This is a genomic window from Bradyrhizobium sp. STM 3566 (assembly GCF_045571445.1).
GTDB lineage: Bacteria > Pseudomonadota > Alphaproteobacteria > Rhizobiales > Xanthobacteraceae > Bradyrhizobium > Bradyrhizobium vignae.
This window is the reverse complement of sequence record NZ_CP120692.1, coordinates 1,041,279-1,063,328: the sequence shown is the minus strand read 5'-3', so window position 1 is coordinate 1,063,328 and position 22,050 is coordinate 1,041,279. Positions and strand designations below refer to the sequence as shown.

Here is a 22,050-nt window from a genome sequence, read left to right as displayed (position 1 = left end):
AACGCCTCACGTGTTCACGCTTCGGCAGCGTCCGCTCGTCGTCGCAAGCCGCCGGTCGCGCTTGCAGTGGCAGACTTCCGCTTTGCTCTGGTAAGCTGACGATGATGCTTACTCCCCAAGCGGAGTTGTTGCGAACCTCAACGGCCCGGAAGGACAGCCAATGAGCATCAACGCCGTCGTCTTCGACGCCTACGGAACGCTCTACGACATCCAGTCGGTCGCTGACGTCACCGAGGATGCGTTTCCCGGCTACGGCGAGATCATCACGCAGGTCTGGCGCATCAAGCAGCTCGAATACACCTGGCTGCGCTCGCTGATGCAGCGCTACCAGGACTTTACCGTCGTCACCCGCGATTCCCTCGCCTATACGCTGCGCGTGCTCGGGCTGGCCTACGAGAACGAGACGTTCGAGCGCGTGATCGAGAAGTATCTGCATCTCGATCTCTATCCTGACGCGGCGGAAACGCTTGCGGCCCTGAAACCGCGCAAGCTCGCCATCCTCTCCAACGGCGACCCGGACATGCTCGATGCGCTCGTGCGCAATTCCGGCCTCGATGCCTTGCTCGATGCCACCATCAGCATCGACGCGAAGAAGGTCTTCAAGCCGAGCCCGCAGGCCTATGAGCTGATCGGCGAGGTGCTCGGCACTGCGCCTGATGAGGTTCTGTTCGTCTCCTCCAATCCCTGGGACGCCGCCGGGGCGAAATCGTTCGGATTGAAGGTTGCCTGGATCGAGCGGGTGACGCCGGAAGCGATGGCGCTGGCTTGCGTCGAGAACGAACTCGTGGCACCGCTCACCCTGTTTAGAGCGATCCGCACCCAGATGGACGAGCTCGGCTTCGCGCCGGATCATCGTATCCGCGCACTCTCCGAGCTGCCGAAAATCGCTTAACGGGTCGCCGACCGCCTGTGAGATTGCAATGAGCTACCCGGAATGAGCCTGGAATCCGTTCGCGCCTTCTTCGCCGAGAAAGCCCCCGACATCTCCGTCATCGAATCCCCGATCAGCTCCGCGACCGTGGCGCTGGCGGCCGAAGCCTATGGCGTCGAGCCGGGACGGATCGCCAAGACGCTGTCGTTGCGGATCGGCGAGCGCGTGATCCTGATCGTCGCCGCCGGCACCTCACGCATGGACAACAAGAAGGTGAAGGCGCAGTTCGGCGGCAAGCCGAAGATGCTGGGCCTGGAGGAAGTCGCCGACATCACCGGGCACGAGGTTGGCGGCGTCTGCCCGTTCGGGCTGAAGTCACCGCTGCCGGTCTATTGCGACGTGTCACTGAAGGCATTCGACATCGTCGTGCCAGCCGCGGGCTCGACCCACAGCGCGGTGCGCATTGCTCCCGAGCGGATGGCCGAGCTGACCGGGGCTGAATGGATCGACGTCTGTGAGCATCGAAGCTGAGGCGGAATAGCTTCAGGCTGGATCCATTTCCGCGGGAGAGATCGCGCCCATCGAGTCGCCCCGGACGACAGGCTCCGGCGCGGGTGAGGCTTTCTCCTCTCGGCCGGTCCCATCGCGGAAGCACCCTCTCCCCAACCCTCTCCCGCAAGCGACCGCAAGCGGGAGAGGGAGCGCACCTCCGCCGTCGCAGCGATCGAGCCTCATTTGGTTCGCGCTATAGCTTTCGCGCGCTATAGCCAGTTCTAGTCGTCCTCGTCGTAACGCGGGTACGCGGGCGGCGCGGTGTTGTAGCGCGGCGGAGGCACGATGCGGTTGCGCGGGACTGGCTGCCGCGGCTGACCCTGATTGTTCGACTGGAACACCGCGCGGCACCCGCTCGAGAGCTGCGGCGTGTTCTGTTGCAAGCAGGCCACGATACGGTTCACGTCCGGAATCTGATCGCTGCACAGCCGCCACACATCGGGCGTGCAGGCCATCTGCTGCTCCATGGTCCCGCGATATTCCTGGGCGGACGCAGCGCTCTGCGCCAAGACGCCGCCCACCGCGAGCGCCACACCTAGCGCGATCCGCTCTGTTCGCATGTCCAGATCCTTCTCACGTCTCTCGAATTGTCTTCAATCAACGAGACGCGAGCTTGTTCTGGACCAACAACAAAATGTGAAAAACGCAGTTGGAACCTACTCCATCTTATCGATCCTCTTCACCGCCGCGATCAGGCGCGTGCTATCGGCCGCGGCCTGCGCGACGGGGCGTTGAGGCCGGTCGTCCTACAACGCCCTAGCCCTGCCGCGCGTCCGTCGCTTGCACGTGCCCGGCAGCTTCGCTGCGAGAAAATCGCCGAGCGCTTCCACGCGCGCGGGGCGCGGGCCGCCGGGCGGCGTCACCAGATGCACGGCGCCTTCGGCCTGCTTCCAGTCCTTCAGGATGACTTCGACCTCGCCGGACGAGATCGCCTCGCCGACGATGAACTCGGGCAGCTCGGCGATGCCGAGGCCCGCGATCAGCGCCGGCATCACGGCTTCGCCGTTGTTGACGCGCAGCTGGCCGCCCGGGCGCACGCTCGCCTGCTCGCCGGCCGAGTTGGTGTAGTGCCAGACGTTGGGCGTGGAGAGATAGGCGTAGCTGAAGCATTTGTGCTGGGCGAGATGCATTGGATGCGTCGGCCTGCCGTAACGCTTCAGATATGACGGCGCGGCGACCGTGTAGCGCGGCATGGTGAAGAGCCGCCGTGCGATCAGCGATGAGTCCGGTAGCCGCGCGATCCGCACCGCCATGTCGAAACCCTCGCCGATCAGGTCGACGGTCGCATCGCTCAAATGCAGATCGACCGACACCTCCGGATAGGTCTCGAAAAATTCGGGCAGCAGCGGCGCCACGGCCTTGATGCCGAACGTCATGGGAACGGTGAGCCGCACCAGGCCGCGCGGCGCCATCGACTGCGCCAGCGCTTCGTTCTCGGCGGCCTCGCCGTCGGCCAAAAGGCGCGTCGCGCGTTCGGCCAGCTTGTGGCCGGCATCGGTCAGCGCGAGTCGGCGCGAGGTGCGGTTAAACAGCCGCGCGCCGAGCCGCTCTTCCAGCCGCGTGACCGCCTTGGATACCGTGGCCTTGGACATGAGGAGCTCGCTAGCGGCCCCCGCAAATGACCGTAATTCCACGACTTTTGCGAAGATCGCGAGCGCTTCGAAGTCTGGGAGCTTTGCCATCGGTGCCGGTCCATGTAGGGCAATCAAGGAAACAATGAGTTTCAACAGTTTCTATTTCTATACCACAGACGAAGGCTTATCCAAGGCCCATCAGAAATTCAGGACATGGAGAAATCCAATGACCAAGAAGCTCTCCGGCAAGGTTGCCCTCGTCACCGGCGGCTCGCGCGGCATCGGCGCAGCCTCCGCCCGCGCGCTCGCCGATGCAGGCGCGGATGTCGCCATCAGCTATGTCGCCTCGCCCGACAAGGCGGAGGCCGTCGTTGCTGAATTGAAGGCGAAGGGCGTCAAGGCGCGTGCCTTCAAGGCCGACCAAGCCTCCGCGAAGGAAGTGACACAGCTCGTCAACGATGTCGCCAGGGAATTCGGCCATCTCGACATCCTCGTCAACAATGCCGGCGTCGCCGCCGGCGGGGCGATCGACGATCCCAAGGCCGACGTGGACGCGCTTGCCCGTCAGGACGCCATCAACGTGCACGGTGTGATCGCGGCGATCCGCGCCGCCTCGCAATTGATGGGTGAAGGCGGCCGGATCGTCACTGTCGGCTCGATGCTCGCCGACCGCGCCTCGTTCCCGGGTCTTGCCGACTACGTCGCCACCAAAGCGGCCGTGGTCGGTTACACCAAGGGCGCGGCGCGCGACCTCGGCCCGCGCGGGATCACCGTGAACGTGGTGCAGCCCGGCTCGATCGACACCGACATGAATCCGAAGGACGGCGGCGAGTTCGCCGAGGCCCAGCGCAAGCAGCACGCGCTGCAGCGCTTCGGCCGCCCCGAGGAAGTCGCCGCCGGCGTCGTGTTCCTCACAAGTCCGGAAGCCTCCTTCGTCACCGGCACGGTGCTCAATGTCGACGGCGGGTTCGGTGCCTGATCCGAACCGCCACCCTATCAAGCCAAGGAATTGCAAAGATGATCGAACTCAGACCTTTCGCAAAGCTCGGCGGCGCCGATCACGGCTGGCTCAAGGCCAAGCATCATTTCTCCTTCGCCAGCCACTATGATCCGAACAATATGGGCCACGGCGCCTTGCGGGTGTGGAACGACGACGAGATCGCGCCGAACACGGGCTTTCCCGCCCATCCCCACGCCAACATGGAGATCATCACCTATGTGCGTGAAGGTGCGATCACCCATCAGGACAGCCTCGGCAACGAGGGCCGGACTGAAGCCGGCGACGTGCAGGTGATGAGCGCCGGCAGCGGCATCCGCCATTCCGAGTACAATCTGGAGCCGACCAGGACGCGGATCTTCCAGATTTGGATCGAGCCGACCGAGCGCGGCGGACAGCCGACCTGGGGCTCGAAGCCGTTCCCGAAGGCGGACCGCTCCGGCAAGCTCGTCACCATCGCGAGCGGCTTCGAGGATGATACGGACGCATTGCCGATCCGCGCCGACGCGCGGGTGCTCGCCACCACGCTGAAGGCGGGCGAGAGCGCGGAGTACGAGCCGCAGAAATCGCGGCATCTCTACCTCGTGCCGGCGGCTGGTTCCGTCGAGATCAATGGCATCCGCGTCAATGCCCGCGACGGCGCCGCGATCCGCGATGAGGCCAGGCTGAAGATCACGGCGCTGGAAGACTCCGAGCTCGTGCTCGTCGACGCGGCTTAGCGCACACACGAACTCGTCATGCCCGGCCTTGAGCCGGGCATCCATCGCCTTCGCAAGGACCTTTTCAAAGAGCGATGGGTTGCCGGGTCAAGCCCGGCAACGACACTGAAAAGGACTCACTCATCACCGAACGGAGACCATCATGACCAAAGTTCTCGTCCTCTATTATTCCGCCTATGGCCACATCGAGGCGATGGCCAAGGCCGTCGCCGAAGGCGCACGCGAGGCGGGCGCCACCGTCGACATCAAGCGCGTGCCCGAGCTGGTGCCGGCCGAAGTCGCGAAAGCCTCGCATTACAAGCTCGATCAAGCCGCGCCGGTCGCCAAGATCGAGGACCTCGCCAATTACGACGCGATCATCGTGGGCACCGGCACGCGCTTCGGCCGCATGTCCTCGCAGATGGCGAACTTCCTCGACCAGGCCGGCGGGCTCTGGGCCAAGGGCGCATTGCACGGCAAGGTCGGCGGCGCCTTCACCTCCAGCGCGACCCAGCATGGCGGCCAGGAGACCACGTTGTTCTCGATCATCACCAACCTCCTGCATTTCGGCATGGTGGTGGTCGGCATGAACTACGGCTTTGCCGGCCAGATGAAGCTCGACGAGATCACGGGCGGTGCGCCCTACGGCGCCACCACGATCACCGGCGGCGACGGCAGCCGCCAGCCCAGCGCCAACGAGCTCGCCGGCGCGCGCTACCAGGGCCGCCAGATCGCGGAGACCGCCAAGAAACTTCATGGCTGAGCTGCATGGCTGATGCGACGGGGGCGGCATTCTCATTCGGGAATGCCGCCCCATCTCCTATCGGGATATTCGACAAAGAACGATACGAATGGCCTTCGAACTCTTGTTGATCGCGCAGATGATCCGCAAGCCTGCACAGGCGCTGGCGCGGCGCTGGTATTGCCGCAGCCTATTCCGCGCCTCGCGCGGCCGGTTTCGCTGCGCCAGTTGCACGGGCTCGTGAGGTCTGCTCGGACGATGAAAACGCCGCACGCTGCGGCACGTTCTATCGCGCCGGCTTGCCCATCGCCCTCGCCGCGAGGGAGGCAAGCCTAGGATAGCGGCGCAAGCCCTGCGCGGCATGATCGCGCCAGGCGTAGGGCAGACCGCGCCAGGACAACGCGACGCTCGCATCGGTCAGCGGCACCCGCTCGGCGCCGAAGCGGCGCTTGTAGGCTTGATTGCCGATGCTGAGATCGAACCGGCGCACGCCTTGCGCATGCAGCGCCGCCATGGTGCGCTCGGTGACGAGAAGACCCGGCGAACAGCTCGACCATGCATCGCCGGCGTGACTGATACGCAGCAGGAAATAGGTCGCGCCATGCGTGACGCCGAGCGCAGTGGCGACGACGCCCGCATCGCACACCAGCGCCGAGACCACGGCATAGCCTTTCGCAAGGCCTTGGCGGACGACCTCGCGATAGAATCTCGCATGAGTCTCGTCGTTGAGAACGAACGGCGAGCCGAGCTTTTGCATGCGCGCCTGTTGCTGGACATCCATCACATCCAGCAGCTCATGCGCACGCGCGACATCCGCGGCGACCTCGAACCGCGCACCTGGATGACGGCTGAGGACCCGCCAGCAGCGCCGCATCTGCAGCCGCTTGATCGAGGCCTGATAGTCGTCATAGTCATCGCCCATCAACACGAGATTGCCATTGAGCGAGGAGGAGCCGATCCGGCCGAGCGACACCAGCGGATTCGGCTTGCCGCCGACCTCGGCCGGCATCTTCTTCAGGCGGAGCAGATCGAAACGGTCGGGCAGCGCGCGCAACGCGCCGATCAGCGCCCTGGTGATCGCATCCGTCGCCCCCGCGTCCAACGCGGCATCGAGCGCCAGGATCGGCGCGTTGTTGTCGGAGACGCCGAGATCCGCGAATTCGACAATCCGGATGCCGCGCCTGACATGGCTGATCATCGGCACAACCGCGATATCCCTGCCCGTGGCGAAATCGGAGATCACGGCGATCAGCGGAGCGACGTCGTGAAACGCCTCGTACCAGGCGCCGAGCCAGTCAACATGCTGGAACGCGGTGCGGTACCCGGCGTTCAGGCGCGAGGCCGCGTGCTGCCAGTCACGGAGGAAATCGACTGCGATTCCCGACGTGCTGGACACCTGTCCGTCATATTGCTCGACGCTGAGAAACGTCATCCGCAGGGCATACGATTACTGAATGTTTCCAGATGGACTATGTGTCGTTGCAGACTACAAGCAACGTCGTTGCTCAGCGTTATTCGATCTGCTCGACGCATTGGAACCTCGCCAGGAAGTGCAGGCCGGCCACGGCTAGGGCGAACATGAACCAGATTGGATTCTGCCGTTCGAGCAGGAAGGTCTCTGTGGCGCCGTAGTACAGGCCGAACAGCCACACCGTCAGGAACAGCTTGGCCAATGCTCCACTGCGACTGTGAGCCTGGGCCGTCTGGAAATTGGCGAGCGGGGCGAGCACGAACACGAGGATCACGAGCATCAATCCCGGCAGGCCGATGGTGACCGCGAGATCGAGATAGCTGTTGTGGCTGTGCGCCGCGGACGTCGCCCATTCGGCGCCCTGGGTGGTCTGCCGCGCACTTACGTCGTCCCAGAACGCTGCATAGCCGTGACCGATGATCGGCTTCTCGGCCACGGCCGCAAGCGCGAACTCCCATATCGCGGACCGTCCGGTGAAGGTGGGATCGAGCGGAAGCAGCCGCGTCATCGCCCCGAGCGCCGGGCTGAGGACACTGCCGACCGTCAACAGGTTCATCGCAACCAGCGGCACGAAGCAGATGATTCGCTTCAGCCACAGGCCTGGCGTGACATAGACCAGCGAGGCGAGAGCGTAGATTGCAAGGCAGAGCACCGACGACGTCTTGCCGCCGGTGAAGATCAGGAATGTGCCGGCCAGCACGGCGATCGCGGGTCCCATCACGAACGAGCCCACGGCGGACAGGTAGATACCGACATAGACCAGGATGGTCATCACGGCCGAGGCGATGTTCTTGTGGCCAAAGCTGCCGCGCCAGTCGCCGGCAAGGTGCGGCTCGGTGACGTCGATGGCCGTGTGGATTGAATATTGCGGCGCGAGGAAGACGCCGAGATAACAAAGCGCGAGCAGCACGAGCGCGGCGGCCCCCAGGCAAAGGTTGAAGCTGCGCTGGGTCGGCGGCAGCAACGGCAACACGACGGCGAGCGACGTCACGCTGGCCGCAAGCACGAATCGCTGGATCGAAACGCCGCGACTCTCGGAGAAGACGATATTGATCACCAGCCAGCCCAGAAGACAAAGATGAAGCGGCGTCAGCAGGCTCTTCAGCGCGGGTGCATCCGAGGCGGCGACACACAGCACCGCGACCGCAGCCAGGAGGCCCCAGGAGATATAGGTCAGCGCCATTCGTCCGCCGACGATGGTGGTGACGTCGGGATTGCGCAGGTCCGGGAATGGATCGAGCGTCACCAGGACCAGCAGCAGCGCTCCGACCGCGACGAGGCAGCGCGCCGCCTGTACGGCATTGAGCCCCGCAAGGCGGTCGCGCAGGACATGGCCCAACGATCGGGCCTCGACGTCGGTCATGTCTGCGGCGCTGCGGACCATGACTCAAGACATTTCGTGACGCCGGTGCAGCTTCCGGTCGTGGTTCGACTCTTTCGAGCGTCTATCAGCGGGCCCGGCGGAGGTCTGCGACGCCGCGGACTCGCGCACGATGCTCAGCGCGATCTCGTAGTATTGCAGCGCCCGTTGCTCCAGCGTGAGATTGTCCAGGATGTAACCGCGCGGATCGAAGTCGCCCGCGGCGCACCCGGCCCAGAACCTTTCCCAACCCGCCTCGAACCCCGCGATGTCGGTGAACTTGGCACCGCAGCGTTCGTCCCAATACGGCACCGACGACACCGGCGCGAACCTCACCCGGTGTGGATAGTAATCGGGGTCGCGCCAAGGCCCGCCCGGATCCCAGGCGAACACCGGCACGCCGCTGGACAAGGCCTGCTGATAGGCGATGCCCTGGCTCTCGCTCTGGCACAGAAAGATCATCGCCCGCGAACGCGCCAGCGCGCCCTGATAATCCGCTTCCTTGTAGCTGCCATAGCGCAGCTCGGTGAGCGAGCGACCGTCCTTGAGCAGCCGGGCGCGGATGGGCTCGATCATCTCCTGCGCATAGCGCTCGCGGTCCCAGTGGACCTTGTCGTAGATCAGCACATCGACGGCCTTTTGCGATTGCTTCGACGGCGCCCAGAGGTCCGTGTCGATGCCGACGGGCCAGGCCTCCGTATCGGGCCAATGCGGCCGGTACATATCGACGTACCAGGGGCCGGGCACCACGACCTTCTTCACCGGCAGACGCTTGAACAGATTGGGGTCGTCGAGCGGATGATTGTGGGCGGCAACGCCGAGCAGGATCGGATTCTTCCAGGCGAACTTGTCGAGCAGGAAGGTCCGGCCGATGATGCAGGCGAGCTCGTCGGGATGCTCGGCGATATGACCGTAGTCGTTGACGCGGTAGCGGATGCCGAGCCGGTCGAGTCCGGCACAGAGATTGAGAAACACGCGGAGCTGGCCGCTCATGCGCGGTTCGCCGAGCAGCAACCGGCGAGCCATGCGCCGCAGGTGCCGGTCGCCGGGAAACCAACGATCGTCCTTGTCCTCATAAAAGAGGTTCAGGATCATCGCATCGGGGTCGTGTTCGAACGTCTTTGCGGGCACTGGATCCATCCGCGGCAGCCAAGCGCATTGTCGCATGGGGACGCCTGTCGCACTCTTCCAAATTTGCCACAGGCTTAATGCCAGTGGCTTAACGCTATTCTACGAAACCAGGCGGCGCACAGGCCTTCCCGGCAACGGGTTGACCACAATGCGGGTATCATCCGCGGGCGGCCGGCTTGCGATCGCCAGCGTTGCCAGCGCGGCCGACAGGTCCCGGTTAACAGATCATTAAAGGCGAGCCGTAGCTTGATCACCGCCGAAGACGTTCTCGAACTGCCGGCCGCCTCCCGCGCGGCAGCGCCAGCGCGCCTCCCGCTTCAGATCGGCGCCGCCAATTCGGTGTCCGTCGTGATTCCCGCCAAGAACGCTGCAGCTTATGTCGGCGAAACCCTCGCCAGCGCACTGGCGCAACGCGAGGTGACCGAGGTGATCGTCGTGGACGACGGCTCGACCGACGAAACCATTGCGATCGTCCGGGACGTGCGTGACTCGCGGCTGCGCTTGATCCACAACGATTCCGCAGGCGTCTCGGCGGCGCGCAATCTCGGGGCCCGGCATGCGAACGGTGAGTGGCTGCTCTTCCTCGATGCCGACGACCGCCTGCGCCCCGGCGCGGTGGCGGCGCTGCTTTCGGCAGCGCGCGGTGCTCCGCGCGCGGTTCTCGTCTACGGCGACTACAACACGATCGACAGCGAGGGGCGGCAGATCGGCCGGCGCGACCTGCTGAAGGGACGCCGCAAACCATCAGGCGACGTGCTGGTGCGGCTCACGGCCGGGAACTTCATCGTCAACGGTGGCGTCGTGCTCACCCGTGCGGAGGCTTTCCGCGCCATCGGCGGTTTCGACGTCTCTCTCAGATATTGCGAAGACTGGCATTGCTGGTGCCGGCTTGCCGCGATCGGCGAGTTCGAATTCGCGCCAAAGCTTCTGCTGGATTATCGCCTGCACACGGCCAATACGATGAACGCGGCGGCGCGAACCCCGCAGGATTTCTTGCCGGCGGTCGCACGTATCTTCGATGACGGGTTGATCCTGGCGAGACTCCCCGAGGGCGCGGCGCGTGGGTTGCGCCGGGCTGCCGAGATTCATCTCGTCACCTATTCGGCGATGCAAGCGATTCGCTTCGGCAGACATCGCCAAGCCTTCGCCTATCTCGCGATGATCGGCCGGCGGTCGCTCAAATCGCTGCCACGCTCCGCAATCCGGGTCGCCCTCGCCCGTTTCGGCATCTAGTCCCTCGCCGCCGCATCAAGACGCGATCTTCGAGGCCTCATAGGGCTTCGGCTCGAGCCCGAAGGCCGCCAAGGCGGCGCCAAGCGCAACCATCACGGGATGCATCGCGACGACGGCTTTCGACGAGGTCAACAAGGCTGCGGCACGAGCCAGCGACAGCGGCAGCCGTCCAAGCATCTGCGCAAACACCCGCGCCCGCGCCGCCGCGCTTTGCGCGGCCTTGTACTGCACGCGATAATTGATCGCACCGATGCGCAGGCCGCGCTTTGCGATCCAGCCGATGCTGGTGCGGCTGCGCGGCACGGACTCGGTGATGACGGCCTCCGCCGTCCAGTGGAACAGCATACCGGCGTCACGGCACCGCACGAAGAAATCACAATCACCGCCGCCGAGAAAATTGAAGCGCAGGTCGAACGCGGGACGATCGAACCTTTCGAAGGCGGCGCGTGTGATCAGACAGTTGCCGCAGCCGTAAATCAGCGGCACCGCACCGCTGTAGTCGTAGGCGGGACGGAAAGCGGGATGACGCGAAAGCCAGGGCTTGCTCTCGTCGTCGAAGACCGGCAGCACCGGACCGCCGACCACGTCGGCTCCGGTCGCCTCCGCAGTGCGGACCATCAGCTCGAGCCAGTCGGGCGAAGCGATCTCGTCGTCGTCGATCATCAGGAAACGGGTCGCGGCGGGAAACAGCTCCTGCGCCGTCTCGAACGCAGCATTGATCGCCTGGCAGTTCCCCTGCCGTTTCTCGATCAGGCAAACGCCCTGGAGCCTGCCGGCGGCCAGAAACTCTGCGGCAACCGGCGCGCTTTCGCGCCGCGCGGCATCGTTCTCGACCATGACGACGGCAAAGGAACGCGAGGTGCGCTGGTTCGCCAGAGATTCCAGCGTCAGCCGAAGGTGCTGCGGGCGGCGAAAGCAGGGAATGCAGACGACGATGCCGACGGACAGGTCGATGACCGCAGAGCTCACCGCGATCTCCCGGTTGGGATCGCGCACGGCATCCGCGATGCGCATGGTGGACAGGTCTGTCGGGATCAATGTCATGACGATCTAGATGTCCGAGATATATTGAAAAAGCCCTGCTTCGATCACGCATCCCACGACGACACATCGCCGCGGGACAGATGCGTCCCAAAACAGACGGCTGCCGAGCGGCACATCGCCGCCACATCTGCCGGGCGTGATACTGCAACTGGCGGTCTATGCGCCGACGAGGCCGCAATATGGACAATGCTGTAGTTAATGCGCATGCGCATTAACCCGACCGTAAGCACTGCGACCGGTGAGACCGTGCGGCATCGGATTTGCTCTTCGGGCAAGCGCGTTTTTTCCTGTAAATTTGAATAGAACAAGCGCGGTCAGAAACCATGAACAAGCCAGCCACGATCGATTTCGCGACAGCCACGGCGATCCAAATCCCCGAGGCCGCGACAGGTACCGAGGCGCTTCATGATCTCGTCCACGGCGAAGCTCGCGACAGCCTGCTCGCCGTTCATGAGGTGCTGTGCCGCGAGCTGCCGCAGGGCCGGCTCGCCATTTATGAAGCCGGCGGCGGCTCGTGCAGCGTCCTGCCGCCAGAATTGCTGAGCCGCAGCAAAGTCACCGTCATCGACATCGACGAGGACCAGGTCCGCAAAAACATCTACGCCGACGAGGCGATCCTCGGCGACGTCCAGACCTACCGCTTCGGCCGCGGGACCTTCGATCTGGTGATCTGCTACAACGTGATCGAGCATCTGCCGAACGTCGACGCTGCGCTCCTGAACTTCCGTGACGCGCTCAAGCGCGGCGGCATGATCCTGATCGGCGCGCCCAATCCGCGCTCGCTCTCCGGAATCGTCACCAAATATTCGCCGCACTGGTTTCACGTCTGGTTCTACCGGCACATCCGCGGCATCAAGGACGCCGGCCTGCCCGGCGAGCCGCCGTTCCCGACCTTCTTCCATCCGCTGGTGACGTTGCCCAGGCTCGAAGCATTCGCGGCCGCCAATGGCCTCGAGACGATCTATCGTCGTGAAGTCGAAAGTCCGCGCTATCCCGAGATGCGACGGCGCAAGCCGCTGTTTGCGGCCCTGGTCGATGCCGGCGCCGCGGTGCTGAACGCCGTGCTCCCGCGCGGCACCGACGTCCGCCGCGGCGACTATCACGTCATCCTGCGGAAGCGCTGACAGCCATGCGCGTGCAGCTGTTCGCGGAACGAACGGCGCTTGGCAGGCCCGCTGCGCTCGTTAACGAACCGTTAATCTCCAGAGGATCCGGGCGTCACGGCGACGCAGCAAAGAGTGGGATGCGCTTAAACGCTTTGTTTGCCATTTCGGTGAATAGTCCCTCAATGAGTATGGTTAATTTTCCCTGTTGCGTGGATTGGGCACCTATATCCCGGGTGCGTGGCGTAAAGCGAAGAGTAACCCCTCAGCCCGCGGCAGCAGCTGGAATGAAAGCTGGGGATCATGCTTGACTATAACCAGCCGATCGACCGGGCCGGACCGGAGGCCTCGCAACGGAAGCCTCGGGCCGGCGTCAACGTGCTGGAGCTTGCCAATCTGCTCTGGCGGCGAAAGGTAGCGATCACCGCGGCCGCCCTGCTCGGCGCGACGCTTGCAGTCAGCATCGGCAAGAGCGTGACGCCCCGCTACACCGCCACCGCTCAGCTCTACGTCGATCCGCGCGAGCTTCAGCTCGTGGACCGCGAACTCACGCCGCGCGCGCAGGACGTCTCCGGCATGTCCATGGTCGTGGAGAGCCAGGCGCGCCTCATCACGTCCAACAGCGTATTGCTCCAGGTGATCCAGCAGGCCGGCCTCGACAAGGATCCGGAATTCGGTGGCGGCGATGGCACGAGCCTGATGTCGTCGCTGCTCGGCCTGATCGGCCTGCACCCCCGCGCGCCTTCGGCCGCGGAGACGAAGGAAGTGCAGCTCGCGGCGCTCGAGGCACTGAGCAGGCACATCGCGATCCGCAAGACTGAGAAGAGCTTCATCGTCGACGTCGAGGTCTGGTCGACAGACCCCGCGAAAGCCGCGATGCTGGCCAACACGCTGACCAATGCTTACCTCGCCGAATCCCGCAGCTCGCAGGCTTCGGCCGCACGGCGCGCCACCAACGATCTATCCAGTCGCCTGAAGGAGCTGCGCGATCGGCTGCGCAACGCCGAGACCGCGCTCGCCACCTACAAGGCCCAGAATAATTTCGTCGGCACCCAGGATGCGCTGATCAGCGACCAGCAGCTTTCCGCCAGCAACCAGCGGCTTTCCGCGGCCCGGGCGGCGACGATGGATGCGCAGGCGCGGCTCGATCAGATCGAGGCGAGTCGCCGTAGCGCTGCCGATGCCGGCGCTATTCCGGAGGCGCTGCAATCGCCAACGATCGCGAATCTGCGCGCGCAATATGCCGATGCCCGCAAGAAATATGCGGAGCAAGCCGGCGAGCTCGGGCCGCGCCATCCGGCACTGCGTCAGACCGAGAAGCAGGTCGAGGACCTCAAGCGCACCATCAACGAAGAGATCGACCGCTTCGCGCAGTCCGCCAAGAACGATTTGACGCGCGCCCGCGATTTCGAGGCTTCGCTCAACCGGGCGCTGGAAGCGCAGAAGCGACAGAGCGTCCAGCTCAGCCAGGCCGCCGTGCGCCTGCGCGAGCTCGAACGCGAAGCCGATGCCAGCCGCGACGTCTATCAATCCTTTCTCAAGCGCTCCCGCGAGACCGAGGAGCAGGAGAGTCTGAACACTTCGGCGGCCCGTGTCATAGGTGAAGCGACAGTGCCGCAGCGGCGCTCGTTCCCGCCAGCTATGAGCCTGTTCGCCATGATCGGCTTCGTGTTCGGCGCCATCGCTGCATCGGGCTGGTTCGTCGCGGCTGAGTTGCTGTTCGCCGGCGCGATCGCAACGGCGCCCACGTCAGCCCGCCCACAGCGCACATCGGCGCCGGATGCAACACGGGTTCCGCAGCGCGCGCGCCCTTCGGAGGCTTCGCCGCCTCAGCCGGCCTCTCCGGATGTTGAACGGATTCCGCTGGAGCTTGCCGCTCCCCCGCTCCAGCCTGCGATGGTCGAAAAGCCCCTGATCGAAAAGCCGCTGATCGCACGCTTCCAGGAGGCCGACGTCATTCACACGCTCGGCGCCATCCTCGCTACCGGCGGAGGCGTCGATCTCACACGGCTGGGCTGGCCGACGCTCCGTCCCGGTTTTCCCCTGACGACGCTGCTCAACGCCTGGCGCGACATGCGCGCCGCAGTGGCGCGGCGCTCCGGCGGCAGGGCGATGCCGGTCGTCGCGCTCGTCGGGGCCGGCAAGACGAGCGGGCGTAGCGTAACCGCGCTGAATTTCGCACTGGCGGCTGCACGCGACGGCGCCCGCGTGCTGATGATCGATGCCGACCATCAGGCCCGCGTGCTCTCGAACAAGGTGATCCGTCCCGGCAAGAGCGAGCCGAGCCGGCTCGGCTGGCTCTCGATCGGCAGCAAGGACGCACGCGAGATCAAGACGGTCAACGGCATCTCGGTGCTGCCGGCCGCGGAGGGCGACGCCGGGAAGGCTGCCGACGCCATCCGCAAGGCCATTGCGCAGGCGCGCGCCGCGAGCGGCTATGACCTCGTGATCCTCGACGGCCCGGCGATGCCGCTCGCGGCCGGCGGCCGCAAGCTGCTCGACGACATCGATTCGCTGGTGGCCGTGCTGCCGACCTGCCTCGACGTCAACGACAGCCTGGAAGAGATCCTGACCGCGCTCGGCCCCGCGGAGCGCAAGCTCGTCGGCGTCGTGCTCGACGAGCTCACCCCTGCAATCCAAACGCGCCAGCGAGGCAAACAATATGCTTGAGCGTCGCGTCAACCTCGAGGGACGGGCAGCGACTGCCGACGTGCCGCGGATCACCGTCGGCGGGCTTCGCATGGCCGCGCTCGATCTGGAAGCCACCGCCGATTTCATGATCGAGGCGACCGATCCTGACAATCGCATCGGCCGCCCGCTGTTCCTGACCTCGGCCAATGGCGAGGTGCTGGCGCGCTGCTCGACCGAGCCGCAGACCGAGCGCCTGTTCCGCGCCGCCGACCTGATCAACGCCGATGGTCAGCCGCTGGTCGCGGCCTCGAAGCTGCAATCCTGGTTCCCGCTGCCGGAGCGCGTTGCGACCACGGACCTGTTCCACGTCGTCGCGCGCAAGGCGGAAGCAGTCGGCCGCACTTTCTACATGTTTGGGGCAAGCGAGGCCGAGAACGCCGCGGCGGTCGCAAACGTCCTGAAGATGTATCCACGCCTCAAGATCGTCGGGCGCAGCCATGGCTATCTGCGCGGCGAGGCGCTACGTGCCAAAATCGAGGAGATCAACGCCCTGGCGCCGGACTATCTGTGGGTCGCGCTCGGCGTGCCCAACGAGCAGGCATTCGTGAAGGAATTCACGCCGCATCTGACCAATGTTGGCGTTATCAAGACGTCCGGCGGCCTGTTCAACTTTTTGTCGGGGAGCCGTTCCCGCGCGCCGCAATGGATGCAAAAAATCGGCCTCGAATGGGCCTGGCGCACCTTGCTGGAGCCACGCCGTCTGTTCTGGCGCTATTTGACCACCAACCCCCGCGCGCTTTATCTTCTCTTCAGCCGCAACCGCCCCCTCCGCTAAGAGAAGAGCAGAAGACGACATGACCGACCGACCGACCGTCCTCGTCACCGGGGGCGCGGGCTATATTGGCTCGCATGCCTGCCGCGCACTGACCGCCGCCGGCTATCTGCCCGTCGTTTATGACAATCTCTCGACAGGTCATCGCAGCTTCGTCGCCGGCCCCCTGGTGACGGGCGATCTGCTCGATGGCGCATCGCTGGCGCGCGCCTTCGCCGAGCACAAGATCACGGCGGTCATGCATTTCGCGGCGGCGAGCCTCGTCGGGGAGTCCATGACCGACCCGCAGAAATACTACATCAACAACGTCCAGGGCACGCTGTCGCTGTTGCAGGCGATGCGCAACGCGGGCTGCCATCGCATCGTGTTCTCCTCGACCGGCGCCGTCTATGGCAACGCCGATTCCAAGGCGCTGCCGGAAGACTTTCCCTGTGCGCCGATCAATCCCTACGGCGCATCGAAGTTGATGATCGAGCGCATGCTCGCCGATTACCGCACGGCCTATGGCTTCGGTGCGTTCTGCCTGCGCTATTTCAACGCCAGCGGCGCGGACCCCGCTGGTGGCATCGGCGAGCTGCGCGACAACGAAACTCACCTCATTCCGCGCGCGATGATGGCGCTTCAGGGGCATGTCGACTTCGCGGTGTTCGGCGACGACTACGACACGCCCGACGGCACCGCGATCCGCGACTACATCCACATCACCGACCTCGCGGCCGCCCATGTCGCGGCCTTGAGGCTTCTGGAACAAGGGCATGCCGGCGGCAGCTTCAACCTCGGCACAGGCTCCGGCTTTTCCGTGCGCGAGATCCTCGACGCCATCAGGCAGGAGACCGGACGCGAGGTACCGCATACCATCAAGCCGCGCCGCGCCGGCGATCCCACCTATCTGGTCGCGGACCCCTCTGCTGCGAGAAAGGTGCTGAACTTCGTGCCGCGTCACTCCGACCTGCCGACGGTCATCCGCACGGCCTGGGCCTGGCACCAGAAGGCGCATCCGTTCAGGTCGCGTTAGGCACCGTAACTCCGATAGCTTGCCTGCCGTGCCCTTGAGCGGCTAGTATGCATATGCGCAGCTGCTCAGGCGCATCGCCGACAGCTGCGTATTTCCGCATTGCCGACGACGATGTCGACTTGCATGGTTCGGCCCATATGCGCGAGCCGATTTTCCGAGCGAAGTGACGATCACATCGGCGTGTCGTCGGGCACGGATTCTGGGAGCATCGACCACATGCATCAGGCTGCGCGCCTGGAATTCGAGCGCGTAATGGAGGAGTTCGTCGGCTGGCATGTCGTGCCAGAGGGCGAGCGCTCGCCTGCACCTGCCTGGTGGTGGGGCCCCGCCATGGCCATGGTCGACGACCAGGAGCCGATGAGCAAAACCTGCTGCTGCGCGTTGAATGTGAGCGAAGGGACGAGTTTCGCCGAAGGCGCGCGCAGCATTCTCGCGCTGTTCATCGAGCAGACGTCACTGACGGGGCCTCAGGACTTTCCGAGCAAGGCCGAAGGGCGAGAACACGAGGTCCGCGAGTTGCACCCGCAGCCGTCAGACGACGGCGCGTTTCAGCCGTGACGCTGTGCCTTCGTCGGCCGGTTCCGGCTGGAGCGGCGGCGCGACAGGCAGCGCAATCGGCCGCAGCAACTCGATCATCTGCCGCGCCGCCAGCGGCTTGGAGATGAGGAAGCCCTGCATCTCGTCGCAGCCATGGGTCCGCAGGAACGCCTCCTGTTCGGCATTCTCGACTCCTTCGGCGACGACAGTCATGCCGAGTGCCTTGCCCATGCTGATGATCGCCTGCGCGATCGCCTGGTCTTCCGAATCCTGGGGCAGGTCGCGCACGAAGGAGCGGTCGATCTTGATGGTGTCGATCGGGAAGTGCTTCATCAGCGACATCGACGAATAGCCGGTGCCGAAATCGTCAATGGCGAGACGGATGCCGCGGCTCTGGATGGAGTCGAGCACCTTCAGCGCGCGGCCGACATTGCGCATCATCATGCTCTCGGTGACCTCGAGCTGGAGCAGCACCGGAGACATGCCGGAGGCCGCGAGCGCCTCGTCGATGTCCTGCAACAGATGTTCGTCTGCGAACTGCCGCGGCGACAGGTTGACCGCCATCGATAGCGGCAGCAGGCCGCGGCGCTGCCAGGCCATGGCCTGCGCGCAAGCCTCATTCAGCACCCAGCGGCCGATCGGCACGATCAACCCGGTTTCCTCCGCAAGTGGAATGAACTGTGCCGGCGAGACGCTGCCGAGATCGGGATGCGTCCAGCGCAGCAGCGCTTCGACGCCCGTGATCTGACCGGTCTCCATATCCACCTTGGGCTGATAGTTCAGCGAGAACTGCTCGCGCTCCAGCGCTCGGCGCAGCGCGCTCTCGAGCGACAGCCGCTCGATCGACTGCGTCTTCACCTCCTTGGAGAAGAAGCGATAGCCGTTCTTGCCGTCCTCCTTGGCGAGGTACATCGCCATGTCGGCGTTCTTTGTCAGCGTCTGCGCGTCGGAGCCGTTGGCCGGATACATCGCGATGCCGATCGAAGCCGTGGTATGGCACTCGTGGCCGGCCAGCTCCATGGGCTCGGCAAGCGCGGCGAGCAGCTCGGTGGCGATCCGCTGGACGTCCTCGATCTCGCCGCACTGGTCGAGGATCACCACGAACTCGTCGCCGCCGAGGCGCGCGACCACGTCGCTCGCTCGCAATGCGCCGCGCAAACGATTGGCCACTTCGAGCAGGAGCAGGTCGCCGGCCTCGTGCCCCAGCGAATCGTTGATGAGCTTGAAGCGGTCGAGATCGATGAAGAGCACCGCAAAACGGTGATCGCGGCGCTGCGCCGTGTCGATCGCCGCGCGCAGCAGCCCGTTGAAAGTCTCGCGGTTCGGCAGGTCGGTCAGGCTGTCATGCGAGGCGAGGTATTCGATCCGCTCGTCGGCCTTGCTCTTCTCGTCGGCGCGATCGAAATTCTCCATGGCGAAGGAGACGTTGTCGGCCAGACGTTGCAACAACTCGACGAATTCGGGCGTGAAGGTGTCCTTTTCGGTCGACATGTAGATCATGACGCCGACAGGTTGATCGTGCACGATCAGCGGCAACGCCGCCCCGGACCGCGCGCCGTCGCCGCGAACGATGGCATGGAAGGCGCTCACGCGCCGGTCGTTGAGATAGTCATTGCTGATGCAAGGCTGCCGGGTTCGGAACGCCGTGCCGGCCATCCCCCGGCCCTCGGGGCGCTCGGGGTCGACCGAGAGGCGGACATTACGCGTGGTGCCGGACGACGGTCCGGCGCTGGCGACGATCTCGATCTGATCGCTGTCGGCCTTCGCGAGCGCGATGGTGGTCGAGGTGAACTTGGCGCCGTTCGATGCGGCAAGACAGACGAGGTCGAACAGTTCGGCGCGCGACTTCGCCCGCATGATCGCCTCGTTGGTGGCGCTCAGTGCCGCGAACATGCGCGTCAAGCGCTCCTTTTGCGCCTCGGTGCGGACCTTCTCCTCGGCGCGATCGAAATTATCGAGCGCGAAGGAGACGTTCTCGGCGAGGCGCCCGAGCAATTCGACCAGATCGGACGTGAACGTGTTCTCTTCGGGCGCGAGAAAAAGCAGGATGCCGACCGGCTCCTGGCCTGCTTTCAGAAGCGGGAAGCTGGCTGCTGCCCGCGTTCCGTCCTCGATCGCCTTCGTCCGCCAGTAGGCTGAACGCGGCTCGTGCAGATAGTCGTTCATGACGCTGGGCCGGCGGGTCAGGAGCGAGGTGCCGATGATGCCCTGGCCCTCGGGATGGCCGGCGGAAATGTTGCAGCTCCGTCCGACCATCTGCTCCTGCAGGCGTCCCTTCACCGCGACGACACGAACGAGCTCCTTTTCCTTGTCGATGATGCCGATCGTCGCCGAGGCGAACACATCGCCGAGGACGGCCGCCTGGCATGCAGCCTCGAACAATTCCTCGCGGGTCTTGGCGCGCATGATGGCTTCATTGGTTGCGCTTAGCGCCTCGAACATTCCGCTGAGGCGATTGCGCTGCTTGTCCGCTAGTGCTTTCTCCTCGGCCCGATCGAAGCTTTCCAGCGCAAAGGAGACGTTGGCCTGGAGCTTGCACAGCAGCTCGACGAGTTCGGGCGTGAAGGTGCCGCGCTCCGGGGAGTTGAACAGGAAGACGCCCTCGAGCCGGTCGCCGTTGAACAGCGGCAGCGCCGCGGAGGACGCGATGCCGCTGCGGCGGGCGCTGGCCAACCGGGGCGCAATGCGGTCGTCGGCGAGCACGTCGTTACTGACGGCAGGCTGGCGCGTGCGGAACGCGGTGCCGGTCAGGCCGTGCCCTTCCGCCACCTCATCGGAGATCGAAAACTTGAAGTTGCGAACTTGGTCGGCATTCGGTCCGTAGCTGGCGACCACGCGCAGCAGCTCGCCGCGCTGGTCGAGCAACGCAATGCTGGCCGAGGTGAACTTGGCGCCTTTGGCCGTCGCCTCGCAGACGAGGTCGAACAGCTCCGAGCGTGACCGTGCGCGCAGGATCGCCTCGTTGGTGGCGCTGAGCGCCGCATACATGCGCGCCAGACGTTCCTCTTCCGCCGCGATCCTGGCCTTCTCGGCCTCGCGGCGGAAATTTTCGATCGCGAACGAGACGTTCTCCGCCATGCGCAGCAGCAGCGCGACGATCTCCTCGTCCTTGGCCCAGGAACGGCTGATGAAGAACAGGAGCACGCCGACGCTTTCGCCGCGCTTGATCAGCGGAGCGACCACGCAGGCGGCAACGCCCGTGTCGATGTTGGCCTGCTCCCAAGGCGAGCCCTTGGTGCGGCTGGCGAGATCATCCTCGACGATCGCCTTTTGCGTCCGGAACACCTCGCCGGAGATGCCCTTGCCGCACGGATTCTCCGGGTCGACCGAATAGCGCGCCTGGGTGACGAGCTCGAGATTCTGCCCAGTGGCGGCGACAGGCTTCATCCAGTGCGAATCCGGCTCGCGGAGCAGCACGATGGTCGCCAGCGACTTGCCGCTGTGGACGGAGGCATCGCAGACGAGCTGGTACAGTTCCTGCTCGGTCTTGGCGCGCAGGATCGCCTCGTTGGTGGCGCTGATGGCGCCGAACATGCGGTTGAGCCGCCGTGTCGCCCGTTCGCTGGTCTGCCGCGCGGTCTCGCGGGCGAAATTGTCCAGCGCGTAGGAAATGTTCGCAGACATGCGCTCGAACAGCGACACCATCTGCTCGTTCAACGAGTTGGCCTCTCTGCGCGTCACGTACAATACGCCGACGCTCTTGCCGTTGCAGAGCAGCGGCAACGCCGCCGCCGCACCGATGTGCGCCTTGGCGGCGCCCTCTCGCCACGCCAGCGAGCGCGGATCGTTCAGATAGTCGTTGCTGACACACAGCTTCTGATCGCGGAATGCCTCGCCGCCGACGCCAGATCCTTCAGGCGTACCGGCGTCCGTCGTGATCAGAATCGAGCGCAGCCGCGGAATGTCATCGCCGCAGCCGGCGGCGAATCGCAGGCGCTGGCCGTCCGGCTCGACCAGGAAGACGGCAACGGCCAGAAAGTCCCCGCTCGAGAATCCGGCGTCGCAGACCTTCTGGTACAGCTCGTCCGACGATCTCGCGTAGAGGATCGCTTCATTGATTGCGCTCAGCGCCGCAAAGGTGCGCGCGAGTGTGGTCGGCACGATCTCAGCTCCCGCGGCAATTCTGCCTATTTCTCCCGGTGCCTTTATGAACGGCGATCGCCTAAGTGGTCGTTATTGCGCACTGCAAACCGTCGATCAAAGTGAACGAGCAGCGAACGAGCAGCACAAAATTGCCGGAAATGCCGCTGCGCGGGACG

The 22,050-nt window shown here is 64.9% G+C and carries 19 protein-coding genes; 12 read left to right on the top strand and 7 right to left on the bottom strand.

What is annotated here, in order from left to right:
* The first annotated feature begins 160 nt into the window (after positions 1-160).
* Together P6U27_RS05030 and P6U27_RS05025 are read left to right on the top strand one after the other, a co-directional pair.
* Positions 161-892: a haloacid dehalogenase type II gene (locus tag P6U27_RS05030; RefSeq protein ID WP_407193722.1), complete on the top strand. Its 732-nt coding sequence runs from the start codon at positions 161-163 to the stop codon at positions 890-892.
* Positions 893-934: 42 nt separating this feature from the next.
* Positions 935-1,402, top strand: a complete 468-nt coding sequence (locus tag P6U27_RS05025) for a YbaK/EbsC family protein (RefSeq protein WP_122400920.1) — start codon at positions 935-937, stop codon at positions 1,400-1,402.
* Between the two features lie 242 nt (positions 1,403-1,644).
* On the opposite strand, the gene P6U27_RS05020 is transcribed toward P6U27_RS05025, so the two are convergent.
* Together P6U27_RS05020 and P6U27_RS05015 are read right to left on the bottom strand one after the other, a co-directional pair.
* The gene (locus tag P6U27_RS05020; protein ID WP_122400919.1) at positions 1,645-1,983 is read right to left on the bottom strand and encodes a hypothetical protein; all 339 of its coding nucleotides are present in this window, start codon (positions 1,981-1,983) and stop codon (positions 1,645-1,647) included.
* Positions 1,984-2,169: 186 nt separating this feature from the next.
* Complete coding sequence (locus P6U27_RS05015; RefSeq protein WP_407193721.1) at positions 2,170-3,105, bottom strand: LysR family transcriptional regulator; 936 nt, start codon at positions 3,103-3,105, stop codon at positions 2,170-2,172.
* Between the two features lie 118 nt (positions 3,106-3,223).
* Between P6U27_RS05015 and P6U27_RS05010 the strand changes: the two genes are divergently transcribed.
* The 4 genes from P6U27_RS05010 (at position 3,224) to P6U27_RS04995 (ending at position 5,678) form a co-directional block, all read left to right on the top strand.
* Positions 3,224-3,976, top strand: coding sequence for an SDR family NAD(P)-dependent oxidoreductase (locus P6U27_RS05010; protein WP_209294666.1), 753 nt, complete (start codon positions 3,224-3,226; stop codon positions 3,974-3,976).
* Positions 3,977-4,014: 38 nt separating this feature from the next.
* On the top strand, positions 4,015-4,713 hold the full coding sequence (locus P6U27_RS05005; protein WP_122400916.1) for a pirin family protein: 699 nt from the start codon (positions 4,015-4,017) through the stop codon (positions 4,711-4,713).
* Between the two features lie 142 nt (positions 4,714-4,855).
* Positions 4,856-5,455 (top strand): NAD(P)H:quinone oxidoreductase, encoded by a 600-nt coding sequence (gene wrbA / locus P6U27_RS05000; protein ID WP_122400915.1) that lies wholly within the window; start codon positions 4,856-4,858, stop codon positions 5,453-5,455.
* Positions 5,456-5,543: 88 nt separating this feature from the next.
* The gene (locus P6U27_RS04995) at positions 5,544-5,678 is read left to right on the top strand and encodes a hypothetical protein (RefSeq protein WP_283809935.1); all 135 of its coding nucleotides are present in this window, start codon (positions 5,544-5,546) and stop codon (positions 5,676-5,678) included.
* Positions 5,679-5,720: 42 nt separating this feature from the next.
* On the opposite strand, the gene P6U27_RS04990 is transcribed toward P6U27_RS04995, so the two are convergent.
* The 3 genes from P6U27_RS04990 to P6U27_RS04980 all read right to left on the bottom strand — a co-directional run bounded on the left by P6U27_RS04990 (position 5,721) and on the right by P6U27_RS04980 (position 9,396).
* Positions 5,721-6,866, bottom strand: coding sequence for a GNAT family N-acetyltransferase (locus P6U27_RS04990; protein WP_162500110.1), 1,146 nt, complete (start codon positions 6,864-6,866; stop codon positions 5,721-5,723).
* A gap of 79 nt (positions 6,867-6,945) precedes the next feature.
* Positions 6,946-8,289 (bottom strand): O-antigen ligase, encoded by a 1,344-nt coding sequence (locus P6U27_RS04985; RefSeq protein WP_122400914.1) that lies wholly within the window; start codon positions 8,287-8,289, stop codon positions 6,946-6,948.
* 3 nt (positions 8,290-8,292) lie between these two features.
* Positions 8,293-9,396 carry a glycosyltransferase gene (locus P6U27_RS04980; protein WP_122406377.1) on the bottom strand — a complete coding sequence of 368 codons (1,104 nt, stop codon included), beginning with the start codon at positions 9,394-9,396 and terminating at the stop codon, positions 8,293-8,295.
* A 246-nt stretch (positions 9,397-9,642) separates the two neighbouring features.
* Between P6U27_RS04980 and P6U27_RS04975 the strand changes: the two genes are divergently transcribed.
* Positions 9,643-10,629, top strand: a complete 987-nt coding sequence (locus P6U27_RS04975; protein ID WP_122400913.1) for a glycosyltransferase — start codon at positions 9,643-9,645, stop codon at positions 10,627-10,629.
* A 15-nt stretch (positions 10,630-10,644) separates the two neighbouring features.
* Here the strand turns inward: P6U27_RS04975 and P6U27_RS04970 are convergent, their stop codons facing one another.
* On the bottom strand, positions 10,645-11,673 hold the full coding sequence (locus tag P6U27_RS04970) for a glycosyltransferase family 2 protein (RefSeq protein ID WP_407193720.1): 1,029 nt from the start codon (positions 11,671-11,673) through the stop codon (positions 10,645-10,647).
* Between the two features lie 323 nt (positions 11,674-11,996).
* Here P6U27_RS04970 and P6U27_RS04965 point away from each other — a divergent pair, with 323 nt between their 5' ends.
* From P6U27_RS04965 to P6U27_RS04945, 5 genes are all read left to right on the top strand, one after another.
* Positions 11,997-12,797: a class I SAM-dependent methyltransferase gene (locus tag P6U27_RS04965; protein ID WP_407193719.1), complete on the top strand. Its 801-nt coding sequence runs from the start codon at positions 11,997-11,999 to the stop codon at positions 12,795-12,797.
* Between the two features lie 282 nt (positions 12,798-13,079).
* The gene (locus tag P6U27_RS04960) at positions 13,080-15,446 is read left to right on the top strand and encodes an exopolysaccharide transport family protein (RefSeq protein ID WP_122400910.1); all 2,367 of its coding nucleotides are present in this window, start codon (positions 13,080-13,082) and stop codon (positions 15,444-15,446) included.
* Positions 15,439-16,242, top strand: a complete 804-nt coding sequence (locus P6U27_RS04955; RefSeq protein WP_122400909.1) for a WecB/TagA/CpsF family glycosyltransferase — start codon at positions 15,439-15,441, stop codon at positions 16,240-16,242. Before P6U27_RS04960 ends, P6U27_RS04955 begins: the two co-directional genes overlap by 8 nt.
* A 19-nt stretch (positions 16,243-16,261) precedes the next feature.
* Entirely contained in the window at positions 16,262-17,254 is a 993-nt protein-coding gene (galE, locus tag P6U27_RS04950; RefSeq protein ID WP_407193718.1) for a UDP-glucose 4-epimerase GalE, read from the top strand.
* Between the two features lie 216 nt (positions 17,255-17,470).
* Positions 17,471-17,812: a hypothetical protein gene (locus P6U27_RS04945; RefSeq protein ID WP_122406376.1), complete on the top strand. Its 342-nt coding sequence runs from the start codon at positions 17,471-17,473 to the stop codon at positions 17,810-17,812.
* Here P6U27_RS04945 and P6U27_RS04940 read toward each other — a convergent pair.
* Positions 17,786-21,892, bottom strand: coding sequence for a GAF domain-containing protein (locus P6U27_RS04940; RefSeq protein ID WP_209294663.1), 4,107 nt, complete (start codon positions 21,890-21,892; stop codon positions 17,786-17,788). The genes P6U27_RS04945 and P6U27_RS04940 overlap by 27 nt on opposite strands.
* Positions 21,893-22,050 lie beyond the last annotated feature (158 nt).

What these genes read in the sequence shown, in the direction of transcription:
- P6U27_RS04970 (WP_407193720.1), bottom strand. Translation starts at nt 11,673, where the DNA reads ATGACATTGATCCCGACAGACCTGTCCACCATGCGCATCGCGGATGCC.
- P6U27_RS05030 (WP_407193722.1), top strand. Translation starts at nt 161, where the DNA reads ATGAGCATCAACGCCGTCGTCTTCGACGCCTACGGAACGCTCTACGAC.
- P6U27_RS05005 (WP_122400916.1), top strand. Translation starts at nt 4,015, where the DNA reads ATGATCGAACTCAGACCTTTCGCAAAGCTCGGCGGCGCCGATCACGGC.
- P6U27_RS04960 (WP_122400910.1), top strand. Translation starts at nt 13,080, where the DNA reads ATGCTTGACTATAACCAGCCGATCGACCGGGCCGGACCGGAGGCCTCG.
- P6U27_RS04965 (WP_407193719.1), top strand. Translation starts at nt 11,997, where the DNA reads ATGAACAAGCCAGCCACGATCGATTTCGCGACAGCCACGGCGATCCAA.
- P6U27_RS04985 (WP_122400914.1), bottom strand. Translation starts at nt 8,289, where the DNA reads ATGGTCCGCAGCGCCGCAGACATGACCGACGTCGAGGCCCGATCGTTG.
- galE (WP_407193718.1), top strand. Translation starts at nt 16,262, where the DNA reads ATGACCGACCGACCGACCGTCCTCGTCACCGGGGGCGCGGGCTATATT.
- P6U27_RS04990 (WP_162500110.1), bottom strand. Translation starts at nt 6,866, where the DNA reads ATGACGTTTCTCAGCGTCGAGCAATATGACGGACAGGTGTCCAGCACG.
- P6U27_RS04955 (WP_122400909.1), top strand. Translation starts at nt 15,439, where the DNA reads ATGCTTGAGCGTCGCGTCAACCTCGAGGGACGGGCAGCGACTGCCGAC.
- P6U27_RS05015 (WP_407193721.1), bottom strand. Translation starts at nt 3,105, where the DNA reads ATGGCAAAGCTCCCAGACTTCGAAGCGCTCGCGATCTTCGCAAAAGTC.
- P6U27_RS05010 (WP_209294666.1), top strand. Translation starts at nt 3,224, where the DNA reads ATGACCAAGAAGCTCTCCGGCAAGGTTGCCCTCGTCACCGGCGGCTCG.
- P6U27_RS04945 (WP_122406376.1), top strand. Translation starts at nt 17,471, where the DNA reads ATGCATCAGGCTGCGCGCCTGGAATTCGAGCGCGTAATGGAGGAGTTC.
- P6U27_RS05025 (WP_122400920.1), top strand. Translation starts at nt 935, where the DNA reads ATGAGCCTGGAATCCGTTCGCGCCTTCTTCGCCGAGAAAGCCCCCGAC.
- P6U27_RS05020 (WP_122400919.1), bottom strand. Translation starts at nt 1,983, where the DNA reads ATGCGAACAGAGCGGATCGCGCTAGGTGTGGCGCTCGCGGTGGGCGGC.
- P6U27_RS04995 (WP_283809935.1), top strand. Translation starts at nt 5,544, where the DNA reads ATGGCCTTCGAACTCTTGTTGATCGCGCAGATGATCCGCAAGCCTGCA.
- wrbA (WP_122400915.1), top strand. Translation starts at nt 4,856, where the DNA reads ATGACCAAAGTTCTCGTCCTCTATTATTCCGCCTATGGCCACATCGAG.